Genomic DNA, 12,715 nt, shown 5'->3' with positions numbered 1-12,715 from the left:
CGGGACCTCTCCCGCAGTCCCCGGATCCACTCGGAAACCGTAGAGACTCGACCACCGCCCCCGACCGGAACCACCGGTCCGTTCACCCGTTCCGCGTACGGAGAGAAAGCGAGTGACGCGACTGCCGCCGACGACGATGGCGGGCGACGGGGACAGGACGGGGCGGGGCGGGCCGGGAAAACGATCGAGAGCCCTGCTTCACCGAGGTGAAACAGGGCTCTCGATCTACGACTGTGAGAAAACTCCAGTCGGGACGACAGGATTTGAACCTGCGACCCCTTGACCCCCAGTCAAGTGCGCTACCAAGCTGCGCCACGTCCCGTTGCCCGCCTGACCTGGGGTTTCCCCTGGCCGAACGCGCATGGAAACAATACCGCACTCGGGTCGATGGTCGCGCACCTGTTTCCCGGTCCGCAGCCGTCCGGGCACCGTCAGCCACCGCGGGCGACGCCCAGGTCCGGGTAGGTCTCCAGCAGGCGCTGCGGGGCCGCCTGCCGCCAGGAGTCGGCGAGGACGTCGCGCAGCTCCTCCTCGTCGTCGAAGGCGGCCAGCCGGGCCCGTACCCAGGCGAACTGGGCCTCGTGGTCGGCGATCCAGAACTTCCCGGGCTCCGCGAGCACCAGTTCGTCGCGCTCCTCCTTGGGGCAGCGCACGGCGAGCGAGGTCTCCTCCTCGGGCAGGGTGGCGAACATCTTCCCCGCGACCCGGAAGGTGGGCATGCTCCAGGCGGTCTTCTCCGTGGTGTCCGGCAGGGACAGGGCGATACGGCGTACGTCTTCGGCGTCCGGCATGCTCCGCACCGTATCGGCTGCCGCTGACAGTCACCCCGCGGCGACGTGTCTGTAGTACAGGGTGGTCGGCCGCAGCACTCCGTAAGGGTCCGCCGCGTAGTCGGGGACCGTCCCCGCCCTGGTCCACCCGGTGGCGCGGTAGAGGTGTTCGGCGGGGCTGCCGGTCTCCGTGTCCAGGTGCAGGAGGGTGACGCCGGCCGCGGCGGCCGCCTTCTCGGCGGTCTTGAGCAGGGTGCGGGCGAGGCCCCGGCCGCGGGCGTCCCGGTGCACCATGAGCTTGACGAGTTCGGCGCGGTGACGGCTGTTGGGTTTGTCGGCGAAGGCCAGGCTCACGGTGCCCACGACTCGGTCGCCGTCCAGGGCAACCCAGACCGCGAGCCGCCCTGCGGCGACCGGTTGCGCCCGCTCACGCCACCAGGCGACGGCTTCCGCCCGGTCCAGCGGGGCGAGGAAGCCCACCGAGGCGCCGCCGTCCACCGTGTCGATCAGCAGGTCGGCCAGGCCCTGCGCGCGGTCGAGCAGTCGCGGGGCGTCGAGACGGGTCGGGATCACGGAAGCACCACCGCCAGCACGTACCGCGCCTCGGCGTCTCCGACGCACCGGAAGCGGGTCGCCCCCCACACCCGCAGGCGCAGACAGTCTCCGGCGCCGAGACGGTGCACCGCGTCCTGCGCCGTCACCTCGAGGACGCCCTCCAGCAGCCACACGTGCTGCTCCAGCCCTGCCACGGGCGGCCGGTCGTAGGCGATGTCCGCGCCGACGGCGAGCCGCCCCTCGACCAGCTCGCCGCGCAGCGCCGGGTGCGGCGGCGACACCGAGCGCCGGACGAACCCGGAGGCCCGGTCCGCCCAGACGGGCTGCTCTGCGGCGCGGACCACGGGGGCGGGCTCCGCCTCGACCTCGCCGAGCAGTCGCGACATGGTCCGTCCGTAGACGTGGCAGAGGCGGTTGAGCTGCGCGGCCGTCGGACTGGTCTCCGCCCGTTCGGCGCGCGAGAGGGTGGATCGGCTGATCCCGCTGCGCTCGGCCAACTCCCCCAGCGACCAGCCGTGTTCGGCCCGCAGCTCGGCCAGCCGGACGGCGAGCCGCATGTCGACCGGGTCGGTTTCCCGTGTCTCGGTCGAGTCGGGTGTCCGCTCGACGTCCGCTTCTCGTCTCATATCCGGGAACCTATCCCTGATATGAGACGACGTGGTTACGCGGACCTCACATGGCGGGACCTCCCCGTGTGGGGCCCCACATTGCGGGGCCTCACACCGCGGCGGCCTCGCCCAGGGCCTCCAGCACCGGCCGGATCAGCGGGTGCTCCTCGGCGCCCCGGCGGACGGCCGCGAAGACCCGCCGCGTCGGTGCGACGCCGTCGACCGGCCGGACGACCACTCCCGAGAGGTCCATGCCGCGCAGCGCCGAACGCGGGACGAGCGCCACGCCCGCGTCCGCCGAGGCCAGCGCGACGACGGCGCGGAAGTCGTCGGAGGAGTGCTCCAGGCAGGGCTGGAAGCCGGCGTTCTCGCAGGCCAGGACGACGACGTCATGGCAGGGGTTGCCCGGGTAGGGGCCGATCCAGGCGTCCTTGGCGAGCTCGGCCAGCGGGACCTCGGCGGCGTCGGCGAGCCGGTGGGCGACGGGCACCACCGCGTCGAAGGGCTCGGCGTAGAGCGGCAGATGCGTCAGACGCGGGTCGTCGGCGGCCGGGGCCCCCCGATACTCGACCGCCACGGCGACGTCGACCTGCCGGTCGAGCACCATCGGCAGGCTGGCGTCGCCCTCGGCGTCCTGCACGCGGATCCGTATCCCCGGGGCGCTGCGGGCCAGCCGTGCCACGGCGGGAGCCACCACGAGGGCGATGCCGGTGGCGAAGGCCGCGACGGTGACCGTGCCGGCCGCGCCCGAGCTGTAGGCGGCCAGCTCCGCCTCGGCCCGCTCCAGCTGGGCGAGGACGGCGTTGGTGTGGCCGAGCAGGATCTCGCCGGCGGGGGTGAGCCGCACGCCCTTGGCGCCGCGCTCGACGAGCCGGTGTCCGGTCTCCTGTTCCAGGGCCGCCAGCTGCTGGGAGACGGCGGACGGGGTGAGATACAGCGCGGCGGCCGCCGCCGTCACGGTGCGGTGGTCGGCCACCGCACGGAGGATGTGGAGCCGCCGCGCTTCGATCATGGGATCGATTATCGCAATATGTCAGGGCCCCGTGGACCACCCTCGACCGGACGGACCGCCGACCGCCGCGGGCTCCGGGGCGGTCGGCGGTCCGACCCGCCGCGGGTGCCGGGACGCGACCCCTCGCCGGTTCCCGGTGCCGTGGGAGGTGCGGAGCCCTTGCCCGGCTCAGACCGTCCCGGCGGCCGACTCCTCCAGCTCCGCCCGGGCCGCGACGAACGCGTCGACGGCGCGGTCGACGTCGGCCGTGGAGTGCGCGGCGGACAGCTGGACGCGGATGCGGGCCTGCCCCTGCGGAACCACCGGGTACGAGAACCCGATCACGTACACCCCGCGCTCCAGCAGCAGCTCCGCCATCCGGCCGGCCTTCGCCGCGTCACCGATCATCACGGGGGCGATGGCGTGCTCGCCGGGGAGCACGTCGAAGCCCTCGGCCGTCATCCGCCGGCGGAACAGCGCGGTGTTCTCGGCGAGCCGCACCCGCAGGTCGTCCGCCGACTCCAGCAGGTCGAGGACCTTCAGGGAGGCCGCGGCGATGACCGGGGCGAGGGTGTTGGAGAACAGGTACGGGCGCGAGCGCTGGCGGAGCAGGGCCACGATCTCCGCGCGGGCGGCCACATAGCCGCCGGACGCCCCGCCCAGCGCCTTGCCCAGGGTGCCGGTGAGGATGTCCACCCGGTCCATGACTCCGTGCAGCTCGGGCGTCCCGCGGCCGCCGGGGCCGACGAAGCCGACGGCGTGCGAGTCGTCGACCATGACCATGGCGTCGTAGCGGTCGGCGAGGTCGCAGATCTCGGCGAGGGGCGCCAGATAGCCGTCCATCGAGAAGACGCCGTCGGTGACGACGAGGCGGCGGCGCGCGTCCGACGCGTCCTTCAACTGCCGCTCCAGGTCCGCCAGATCACGGTTGGCGTACCGGAACCGGCGTGCCTTGGACAGCCGGATGCCGTCGATGATGGAGGCGTGGTTGAGGGCGTCGGAGATGACCGCGTCCTCGGGGCCGAGGAGCGTCTCGAAGACGCCGCCGTTGGCGTCGAAGCACGAGGAGTACAGGATCGTGTCCTCCTGGCCGAGGAACGCGGACAGCCGCTCCTCCAGCTCCTTGTGCACCTCCTGCGTTCCGCAGATGAAGCGCACGGACGCCATCCCGTAGCCCCACCGGTCCAGGGCCTCGTGGGCCGCGGCGATCACCTCGGGGTGGTCGGCGAGCCCCAGGTAGTTGTTGGCGCAGAAGTTGAGGACCTCGCCCGGCCGGCCGCCCGCGGTCACCGCGACGGTCGCGGACTGCGGGCTGCCGATCACCCGCTCGGGCTTGTGCAGACCGGCGGCGCGGATCTCGTCGAGGGTGGCGCGCAGGTCGTCGCGCACGGAGTCGAACATCGCAAAGCTCCTAGGAAACACTCGGAAGCGTCGGAAAACGGACGGCTCACGCGGTCCAGTCGAGGATGACCTTGCCGCCGCGGCCGCTCGCCGCGTCGGCGAACGCCGCCTCGAAGTCGCGGTAGCCGTACCGGCCGGTGATCACGGGGGCGAGGTCCAGACCGCCCTCCAGCAGCACCGACATCGCGTACCAGGTCTCGAACATCTCGCGGCCGTAGATGCCCTTGATCGTGATCATCGAGGTGACGATCCGGGCCCAGTCGACGGGGAACTCCTCGGCGGGCAGCCCCAGCATCGCGATCCGGCCGCCGTGCGTCATGTTGGCGATCATGTCGCGCATCGCCTCGGGCCGGCCGGACATCTCCAGGCCGATGTCGAAGCCCTCGCGCAGCCCCAGCTCCCGCTGCCCGTCGGCGATGGAGGCCTGCGACACGTTCAGCGCGAGGCTCGCCCCGATCTTCCGGGCCAGCTCCAGCCGCTCCTCGCTGACGTCGGTGACCATGACGTTGCGGGCTCCGGCGTGCCGGGCGACGGCGGCCGCCATCAGCCCGATCGGGCCGGCGCCGGTGATCAGGACGTCCTCGCCGACGAGGGGGAACGACAGCGCGGTGTGGACCGCGTTGCCGAACGGGTCGAAGATCGCCGCCACGTCGAGGTCCACCGGCACCCGGTGCACCCACACGTTGGACGCGGGCAGGGCGACGTACTCGGCGAAGGCGCCGTCCCGCCCGACGCCGAGGCCGACGGTGGCCCGGCACAGATGGCGGCGTCCGGCGAGGCAGTTGCGGCACCTGCCGCAGACGAGGTGTCCCTCGCCGCTGACCCGGTCGCCCACGGCGATGTCCGTGACGTCCCGGCCGGTCCCGACGACCTCGCCGACGAACTCGTGACCGAGCACCAGGGGCGTGCTGATCGTCTGCCGCGCCCAGCCGTCCCAGGACCTGATGTGCAGGTCGGTGCCGCAGATGCCGGTGCGCAGCACCTTGATCAGCACATCCCCGTGCCCCACCTCGGGCTCCGGAACGTCAGTGAGCCACAGCCCGGGCTCCGCCTTCTCCTTGACCAGCGCCTTCAACGCAACGGCTCCTGTGATGAGGCCCCGGAGCGGACAGGCCGACAGGCCCCGCGTCCGGGAAGACGGATGGATTCGCCCAGCAATCTGCCGCACTGCGCCGGGCCGGGTCCATCGAGCTTTTCTTAAGCGCCGCGACAGCTCTGCTTCACACGGGTTCCCACGGGCCCCACAGGCCCGCCGCGTTCCCGCGTTTCACCCGCTCGGCCGCGCGGCCGCGCCCGCCTGGTCCGGCTTCCCGCACTCCACGGTGGGCCGTGCCACCCTGGACCGCAACCCGCACGAGGCCGGCCGACTGACGTGGAGCCCCCGATGACCACAGCACGGGACCTGATGATCGTCGCGATCGACATGACGGCCGCCCGACCCGTCGGGCAGGGCGATCTGTCGCTCGCCCTCGCGGGCGCCGAGGCGCTCGATCTGGCCGAGGCCGGAGCGCTCGCCGTGGACGCGGGCGTCCTGGTGCCCGGCCCGCTGTCGGAGCCGCGCGACGCCCTCTTGCGGGAGGCCGCCTCGGAGCTGCGGCGTGAGCCGCCGTACGAGTCGGTCGAGGACTGGCTGTGGCGTCGCGGGCGCGCTCTGGCCGCCGCCTACACGGCCCGGCTGGAGGCGGACGGCGTGCTCGGCCGGCCGCGCCGTCTGATCGGCGCGCGGACCACGCCCGTGGATTCGCCGGACCGCAGCGCCGCCGCCGCACGCTGGACGTCGCAGGAACCGGTCCTCGTCGCGCTGGCGGCCGCCGCCGGTCTGCGCGAGGAGCCGGCCGGCGGTCTCCCGGACGCCCTCGGCGAAGCGGTCGTCACGGTGGTGGCCACCGTCGCCGACGCGGTGACGGAACTCGAGGCCGTCCGGCAGCGCCGGTCCATCGAGAAAGCGGCCTTCGACAACGTCTGGCGGGCCCCCTGACGGACGCTCAGGGCGGCGGATCGCCGGCGTCCCGCCGCTGCAGGCGTCCGACGAGGTCGGCGGCCGTGGACTTGATGGTCTCCAGTCCGGCCCTGCCCCACGGCCGGGGTGCGAGGGCGGCGACGCACACCGTGCCCAGGACCATCCCGGTGGTGTCGATGAGCGGGGCGCCGAGATAGGAGCGGATGCCGTACTCGTCGACCACCGGGTTGCCCGCGAAACGCGGGTAGTCGCCCACGTCCTCCAGGACCAGCGCCTTGCGCCGGACGACGACGTACGGGCAGTAGCCGTACTCGCGGGGCAGCCTGCGGCCCACCTCGGGTTTGCCGCCGCGAGCGGCCCGGCCGCCCTGCGGGGTGTGCAGCCCGGCGAAGAACTGCCGTTCCCCGTCGAGGAAGTTGACCATGGCGTACGGCGCTCCGGTCACCTCGGCGAGACGGCCCGCGAAGGCGTCCAGGGCAGGTTCGGGCTGTTCGCCGAGACCGAGTCGGCGCAGCCTGCGGGCACGGGCGGGAGCCTCCCTGTCCTCCGGTGTGAGCAGCAGACGACCGACCGGGCGCGGTGGGTCGTAGCTCATGGCCGGGCTCCGTCGCGGTGGACGAACGTCATATACGGCTCCGGGGCGTTGTGTGCGGGCGTCACATGTGTGCGCCGCGGCTCGGCTGAGGTGCGGCCGGCGCATGGGCGATGAGGTGTTTGACGAGGGTGAGCAGGGTCTGGACGCCGGAGGCGGAGATCCGCGCGTCGCAGCGCACGACGGGGACCTCCGGATCCAGGTCGATGGCGGCCCGCACCTCCTCCGGGTCGTAGCGGTGGGAGCCGTCGAACTCGTTGACGGCGACGATGAAGGCGAGGCCGCGCTCCTCGAAGAAGTCGACGGCCGCGAAGCACTCCTCGAGGCGACGGGTGTCGGCGAGGATGACCGCGCCGAGGGCGCCCTCGGACAACTCGTCCCACATGAACCAGAACCGCTCCTGCCCGGGCGTCCCGAACAGGTACAGCACGTGCTGCGGGTCGAGGCTGATCCGGCCGAAGTCCATGGCGACGGTCGTCTCGACCTTGTTCTCGATGCCGTCGAGGTTGTCGGTCGCGGCGCTCACGGTGGTGAGCAGCTCCTCCGTGCTGAGCGGCGCGATCTCGCTCACGGCGCCCACGAAGGTCGTCTTGCCCACCCCGAAGCCGCCCGCGACCAGGATCTTCAGCGCGGTCGGGAAGGGGTCGGGGCCGCCTGCCCCGTGCTCTCCGCGGCGACGGTGCGCACCGTACGCCTCGTACGCGTCGTCGTGCTCAGAGCTGTCGTCGTAGTCCATCGAGCACTGCCTCCAGAAGGGCCCGGTCGGTGGGGATGTGGTGGTACTCGGGGGGTTTGGTGGTCAGCGCCCCGCAGTCGAGGAGGTCCGACAGCAGCACCTTGGTGACCGCCGCCGGCAGCTTCAGATGGGCCGCGATCTCGGCGACCGACACGGGCGCACGGGTCAGGTCGAGCGCCTGTGCGTGTTCGGGGCCGAGATAGCCGAGGGGGGTCGCCCCGGTGGCCATCACCTGCGACATGAGGTCGAGGGCGACACTGGGCCTGGTACGGCCGCCGCTGACCGTGAAAGGGCGCACCAGCCGTCCGGCCGCGTCGTCGAGCCAGGGCCCGTCGCCGGCCGCCGCCACCCTCAAGGTCCCATCACCGACGGTTCGACGGCGTGCTGTCGGGGCGCGGTCATCAGATACGGCCGGACGCTCTTCACCAGCATCGCCATCTCGTAGCCGAGCACGGCGGCGTCGGCCTCCCGTCCGGCGAGCACCGCGAGGCACGTGCCCGAGCCGGCGGTGGTGACGAAGAGCAGCGTCGAGTCGAGTTCGACGACGACCTGCCGGACCTCGCCGCCGTCGGCGAAGCGGACTCCGGCGCTGCGGCCGAGGGAGTACAGGCCGGACGCCAGCGCCGCCATGTGGTCGGCGCTGTCGGCATCGAGGCCGTGGACCGACTTCACCAGTCCGTCGCAGGAGAGCAGCACCGCGCTCATGGTGTGCGGCACGCGCTGCACGAGGCCGCTCATCAGCCAGTCGAGGTCGGATACATGGCCGGTCGGCGCATCGCTCGCCATGGTGGATCGACTCCTTGGGGTACGAAGGTCTGAGGGAGCGCTGGGGGTGGGGGTGGGGGTGGGGACGGGGATGCGGGTCGTGGTGCTCGCAGGGCTCATCCGGCTGGTGCGCTCCCGTCGTGCCGGGCGGTGGATCGGTCGGGTTCGGGCAGGTCCAGCCCGTCCCGCGCGCCGTGCGCCTCGGGGGGCGCGACGGCGTGCGCGGGGCGTGCCTCGGCTATCCCGGGCCGGTGCGCCGGCCGTGCGTCCATGCGCGAGGGCACGGGCGGCAGAAGCGGGAGCGGGACGCCCCGCGCGGCTTCGGCCGTCGTGTCACCGCCGTGACCTGCGTCGCCCGGATGCTCGCCGCGGCCCCTGGCCGACGAGCCGAGCGAACCCGTGTCCCAGGGCTGTCCCAGGAGTTGAGGCTCGGACCGGACGGCCTGCTGCGACCCGTACGGCTCGGGACGCGCCGCCGGCTCCGCCTCGTACGCCCCGTACGACTCGGGGCGAGCCGTCGGCTCGGGTCGGTACGGGTCGGGGCGGGCGGGCGGCTCCGAGGAGTCGCGTTCCGGCAGCGGGTACGCGGACGGCTCGGCGGCGTCCGCCTCCAGGCTCTGCTGGGCCTCGGCGAGACCGATGCCCCGTTGGAAGGCGGCCATCAGATTGGGGTCGTGACCGGCGGACGGTTCGCTGTCCGGACGCGGGGCGGGGCCGCCGCGCAGTTGGGGGACGAGGTGCTCCTGGGCGCGGCGGCGGGGCAGGTGGGGCTTGCCCATGGTGCCGCGCACCGCGCCGACGCGCGGGGTGGGCGCGATGCCCTCGTGCTCCTCGACGACGGGCCGGTCGCCGCTGCGGATGCCGGGCACGGCCTCGGCCGGGTTGGGCCGCTCGGCCCGGGCGCCGCGGACGGGGAGCGGCGCGGGGCGGTCGCCGTCGCCCCGCGACCCGCCGGTCCCGGGCGGCTGGGGGGCGCGCTCGGCGCCCCCGGACGCGGAGGCGCCCTGCGGAGCGGGAAGGCTCGCAACCGCCCCGGCTGCGGACGTGTTCCGGGCCTGCGACGACGCGATCGGTGCCGGCGTCCGCCCGGTGCCGGACGGGACCCTGGCTTCCCCCGGCAGACCGCCGGCCGCCGAGCCGACGGACGCGGCGTCCTGCGCCGCCGAGGGCCCGGGCCGTGTGTGCGTCGTGGCCGTGACGTGCGCAGGGGCGGGGGCGGGAGTGACTCCAGGGGCGGGGGCGGCGGCGGGGGTGGGGGTGGGGGTGAACGACCGGCCCGCGCCCTTCGAATTCCCTGCCGTGGTCCGGCCGTCGCCGGCGCCGTCGCCGGCGACGAGCCGCGGACCGGGGCGGCCCGGCCGGGACGGCGAGGCGGCGGGCAGGGGCGGCCGGGCCGGGACCATCGGGCGGTGCGTCGCCTTCGGGGTGGTGGCGGGCGCGAGCGGCCGTCCCGCGCCGTCGGTGTCCGGGCCCGGCGACGCCGCCGCGAGGACGCCCGGCGCTGAGCCGAGCAGGGCCTGCGGCACGACGAGGACGGCTTGGACGCCGCCGTAGATGTTGCCCTGCAACCGGACCCGGATGCCGTGCCGCCGGGCCAGCTGGGAGACGACGAACAGGCCGATGCGCCCGTCCGCCAGCAGCCGCCCGACGTTGACCTGGTCGGGGTCGGCGAGCAGGGCGTTCATCCGGCTCTGTTCCTCGACCGGCAGGCCGAGCCCGCGGTCCTCCACCTCGACGGCCAGCCCCGAGGTGACGAGGTTGGCCCGCAGCAGCACCTGGGTGTGCGGCGCGGAGAACACCGTGGCGTTCTCGACGAGTTCGGCGAGCAGGTGGATGACGTCGGCGACGGCGTGGCCGCGCAGTTCGCCGTCGATCGGCGGAACGAGTTTCACGCGGGCGTACTGCTCGACCTCGGCGATGGCGGAGCGCAGCACCTCGGTCATGGGGACCGGGTTGCTCCACTGCCGGCGCGACACGGCCCCGCCGAGGACGGCGAGGTTCTCGGCGTGCCGGCGGATGCGGGTCGCGAGGTGGTCGACGTGGAAGAGGCCCTTGAGCAGGTCGGGGTCCTCGATCTCGTTCTCCAGCTCGTCGAGGATCGAGATCTCGCGGTGCACCAGGGACTGCAGACGCCGCGCGAGGTTGACGAACACCTCCAGCTTCTGTTCGCTGCCGGCCTGGCTCGACAGCTGGGCGGCCTGCACGACGGCGGCGACGGCCCCGTCGTGGGCGCGTGCCAGGTCGGCCGCGAGCAGTTCGAAGTCGTCCGCGCCGGGGGGCGGTCCGCCCCGCGAGGTGCGCTGCGGGGGGACCTCCCCGCGGCGCAGCGCCTCGATGACGCCGCGCAGCTCGGCCTCGCCGCGCGCACTGCCCCGGCGCAGGGCGGCGAGGCGGTCGCTGACGGAACGCGCGGCACGGTCGGCGGCCACCGCCGCGATCACGATGCCGACGCCGGCCACCGCGGCGGCGCCGGCCAGGACCGCCCACAGGGTCGGGCCGGGGCGCACGCCGCTGGAGCGCACCGTGAACAGGACGACCGCGCAGGCGCTCAGCGCCACCGCGGTCGGGGGGAACACGGCGAGCCGGACCAACTGGGGCCGTATGTGCGTCTCGGCCGGCGTTGGTGCGGTGCGGGGGACGGGCCGCCCGTGCCGCCCGCCCTCACGGCGGTCTGCTCGTGCGGCGGGTGCGCGGAGGTGAGACATCGGTGTCCTCGTACTGGTCCGTCGAGCCGGGGCGTCGGTCGGGAGAGCCCGGAATTACGGCCCGGTGTCGCCCGACGGCCACTCACAGTAGTCGGCAACCCATCATGTGCGGTGGGCAGTTGACAAAGTCCCCCAGGGAGGGTCCCGCTCTGGTATGAGGCTTCGTACGACAGACCGATAAGCCCGCGCACTCGGCGAGGCAGCATAAAAAAATTTCGATCAGACCTGATCAGGGGTGGTACGGAAGTGACCGCGCGGACCGAGCGGCGAATGCACCCCGACTCGCACGGTCGTACGTCACCGCGTTCCCGTCGGCCCCCGGAACCGCCTCCGGCGCCTCCCCGCCCTCGGCGACACCCGCCCGAATGTCACTGTGGGTATCAGTACTGGCCTTGGGTGCCGGATCGCCCAACGGTCGCTGTCCCCTGCGGGCCTCCGCGTCACCGGCCACATTGAGCCAAGCATGGATCTGCGCCTCCCCCGGCGCGGTTGCCCGGCCTCACGGTGACGACGCCGCATGAACATGGTTCCGCCGACTCGGGTGGACGCTGCGTTCGTCGATCGGCCCGGCGCGGGCAGAAGTACGGCGGCGTCCGTTTCGCAGGCCGGGTGATTGCGCCTGGTCCGCACGGCTTTCACCCGGGCCGCACCGCGGAGCGTGCGGCGCGATTCGGCCAGATGCCCATCTGCCGTGCTCCGAGCCGCAGTTACCGGTGCGTAGAGTAAAACGGTTGTGTGAAGGTCGTAGGACGAAGGGATCATGGGGTGCGTCGGTTGGCTGGCGTGACGGTGGTGATGGCGGGGATGGCTCTCGCCTTCTGGTTGGTCCTGGGGCCGTCGTCCGACTGGGAGGGCGCCGCGAAGATCATGCGCTTCGCCGTCCTGCTGTCCTGCTTCCTGGTGATCGCCGGCGGGGTGCGGCTGATCTTCCCCGAGAAGTCCGAGAGCGAGGCGGCGGAGACCGTCGGATGAGCGCTCTGCGCGAGCGTGCCGCATACGGACGACTCATGCACGGGTCGAGCAGGTCACCGCGCTGATGTCACCCGCGAGGGTGAGCGCCGCCACCCGGTTCGCCGCCGGCTTCGGCATCCCCGTCGGCACCGCCCACGCGTGAAGCCGACCGCGTCCTGCGGGCGCCAAGGCGTCCCGGTCCTCGCCGACCGGGCCTGGGTCCGCGCCGGTTCGCGGGTGACGACGCCACTCGAACGTCCACCGGGTCGTGAGCTCACACCGATCCGAATGACGTCATTCACCGCGACCCCCCTCACCCTGAGCGGCAACGCCGAAATAGCCCAATGGGTTTGCGTCGGCCGCTGACCGATAACACCCGTCGATGAAACGAAGGACAAGCGAACGAATCAGGGCGGAAAGACGCGGACATCGCACTGTGATGATCACCACATGGGCACTTCTTGAGATGTACCTGACGATCTCCATAAGATCATCAGGCATCACGGCGGACATGAGACGTCTCCTTGCGGAAGCAAGCAGGCATACGGGGCGAACGTCGTGAAAAATCCTCCGCCCCCGTCGGAGAAGAACCTGTTTCGTCCACGGGGGGCGAGCGGTCGGGAATGTCTGACCAACATTTCCGACGTGCCGTCGTCTTCACCCCTGGCGACCAGAAACAAA

The 12,715-nt window shown here is 72.9% G+C and carries 14 protein-coding genes, 1 tRNA gene and 1 pseudogene; 3 read left to right on the top strand and 13 right to left on the bottom strand.

The genetic code is table 11. The annotated features are described in order from the left end of the window. Positions 1-248: 248 nt before the first annotated feature. From ACH4ZA_RS19180 to tdh, 7 genes are all read right to left on the bottom strand, one after another. A tRNA-Pro gene (locus tag ACH4ZA_RS19180) sits at positions 249-322 on the bottom strand. A 109-nt stretch (positions 323-431) separates the two neighbouring features. Beyond that, positions 432-791 (bottom strand): MmcQ/YjbR family DNA-binding protein, encoded by a 360-nt coding sequence (locus ACH4ZA_RS19175; RefSeq protein WP_398430513.1) that lies wholly within the window; start codon positions 789-791, stop codon positions 432-434. 30 nt (positions 792-821) lie between these two features. Continuing rightward, positions 822-1,343, bottom strand: coding sequence for a GNAT family N-acetyltransferase (locus ACH4ZA_RS19170; protein WP_398430512.1), 522 nt, complete (start codon positions 1,341-1,343; stop codon positions 822-824). After that, positions 1,340-1,951 carry a helix-turn-helix domain-containing protein gene (locus ACH4ZA_RS19165; RefSeq protein ID WP_398430510.1) on the bottom strand — a complete coding sequence of 204 codons (612 nt, stop codon included), beginning with the start codon at positions 1,949-1,951 and terminating at the stop codon, positions 1,340-1,342. Before ACH4ZA_RS19165 ends, ACH4ZA_RS19170 begins: the two co-directional genes overlap by 4 nt. A gap of 91 nt (positions 1,952-2,042) precedes the next feature. Next, positions 2,043-2,945 carry a LysR family transcriptional regulator gene (locus ACH4ZA_RS19160; RefSeq protein ID WP_398430508.1) on the bottom strand — a complete coding sequence of 301 codons (903 nt, stop codon included), beginning with the start codon at positions 2,943-2,945 and terminating at the stop codon, positions 2,043-2,045. A gap of 168 nt (positions 2,946-3,113) precedes the next feature. Then, positions 3,114-4,325 carry a glycine C-acetyltransferase gene (locus tag ACH4ZA_RS19155; protein WP_398430506.1) on the bottom strand — a complete coding sequence of 404 codons (1,212 nt, stop codon included), beginning with the start codon at positions 4,323-4,325 and terminating at the stop codon, positions 3,114-3,116. 46 nt (positions 4,326-4,371) lie between these two features. Next, on the bottom strand, positions 4,372-5,400 hold the full coding sequence (gene tdh, locus ACH4ZA_RS19150) for an L-threonine 3-dehydrogenase (protein ID WP_398430505.1): 1,029 nt from the start codon (positions 5,398-5,400) through the stop codon (positions 4,372-4,374). Between the two features lie 309 nt (positions 5,401-5,709). On the opposite strand from tdh, the gene ACH4ZA_RS19145 reads away from it, so the two are divergent. Then, positions 5,710-6,303, top strand: a complete 594-nt coding sequence (locus tag ACH4ZA_RS19145) for a GPP34 family phosphoprotein (protein WP_398430503.1) — start codon at positions 5,710-5,712, stop codon at positions 6,301-6,303. 7 nt (positions 6,304-6,310) lie between these two features. Here ACH4ZA_RS19145 and ACH4ZA_RS19140 read toward each other — a convergent pair whose 3' ends face one another. The 5 genes from ACH4ZA_RS19140 to ACH4ZA_RS19120 all read right to left on the bottom strand — a co-directional run bounded on the left by ACH4ZA_RS19140 (position 6,311) and on the right by ACH4ZA_RS19120 (position 11,083). Continuing rightward, complete coding sequence (locus ACH4ZA_RS19140) at positions 6,311-6,880, bottom strand: GAF domain-containing protein (protein ID WP_398430502.1); 570 nt, start codon at positions 6,878-6,880, stop codon at positions 6,311-6,313. A 61-nt stretch (positions 6,881-6,941) separates the two neighbouring features. After that, positions 6,942-7,613 (bottom strand): GTP-binding protein, encoded by a 672-nt coding sequence (locus ACH4ZA_RS19135; RefSeq protein ID WP_398430501.1) that lies wholly within the window; start codon positions 7,611-7,613, stop codon positions 6,942-6,944. Beyond that, positions 7,591-7,962, bottom strand: a complete 372-nt coding sequence (locus tag ACH4ZA_RS19130) for a DUF742 domain-containing protein (protein WP_398430821.1) — start codon at positions 7,960-7,962, stop codon at positions 7,591-7,593. The genes ACH4ZA_RS19135 and ACH4ZA_RS19130 overlap by 23 nt, the downstream gene beginning before the upstream one ends. Positions 7,963-7,964: 2 nt before the next feature. Continuing rightward, positions 7,965-8,399 carry a roadblock/LC7 domain-containing protein gene (locus tag ACH4ZA_RS19125; RefSeq protein ID WP_351680864.1) on the bottom strand — a complete coding sequence of 145 codons (435 nt, stop codon included), beginning with the start codon at positions 8,397-8,399 and terminating at the stop codon, positions 7,965-7,967. 95 nt (positions 8,400-8,494) lie between these two features. Continuing rightward, complete coding sequence (locus tag ACH4ZA_RS19120) at positions 8,495-11,083, bottom strand: ATP-binding protein (RefSeq protein WP_398430500.1); 2,589 nt, start codon at positions 11,081-11,083, stop codon at positions 8,495-8,497. A gap of 783 nt (positions 11,084-11,866) precedes the next feature. Here ACH4ZA_RS19120 and ACH4ZA_RS19115 point away from each other — a divergent pair. Beyond that, positions 11,867-12,055, top strand: a complete 189-nt coding sequence (locus ACH4ZA_RS19115) for a hypothetical protein (protein ID WP_398430819.1) — start codon at positions 11,867-11,869, stop codon at positions 12,053-12,055. Positions 12,056-12,211: 156 nt separating this feature from the next. Next, a pseudogene (locus ACH4ZA_RS19110) lies at positions 12,212-12,328 on the top strand (IS5/IS1182 family transposase); the annotation flags it as partial. Here ACH4ZA_RS19110 and ACH4ZA_RS19105 read toward each other — a convergent pair. Beyond that, positions 12,329-12,547, bottom strand: coding sequence for a hypothetical protein (locus ACH4ZA_RS19105; protein WP_398430836.1), 219 nt, complete (start codon positions 12,545-12,547; stop codon positions 12,329-12,331). Between the last annotated feature and the right edge of the window lie 168 nt (positions 12,548-12,715).

It is taken from the genome of Streptomyces sp. NPDC020597 (assembly GCF_044335095.1).
GTDB lineage: Bacteria > Actinomycetota > Actinomycetes > Streptomycetales > Streptomycetaceae > Streptomyces.
Note: the sequence above shows the minus strand (reverse complement) of the source record. Positions and strands in the feature narration are given on the sequence as shown.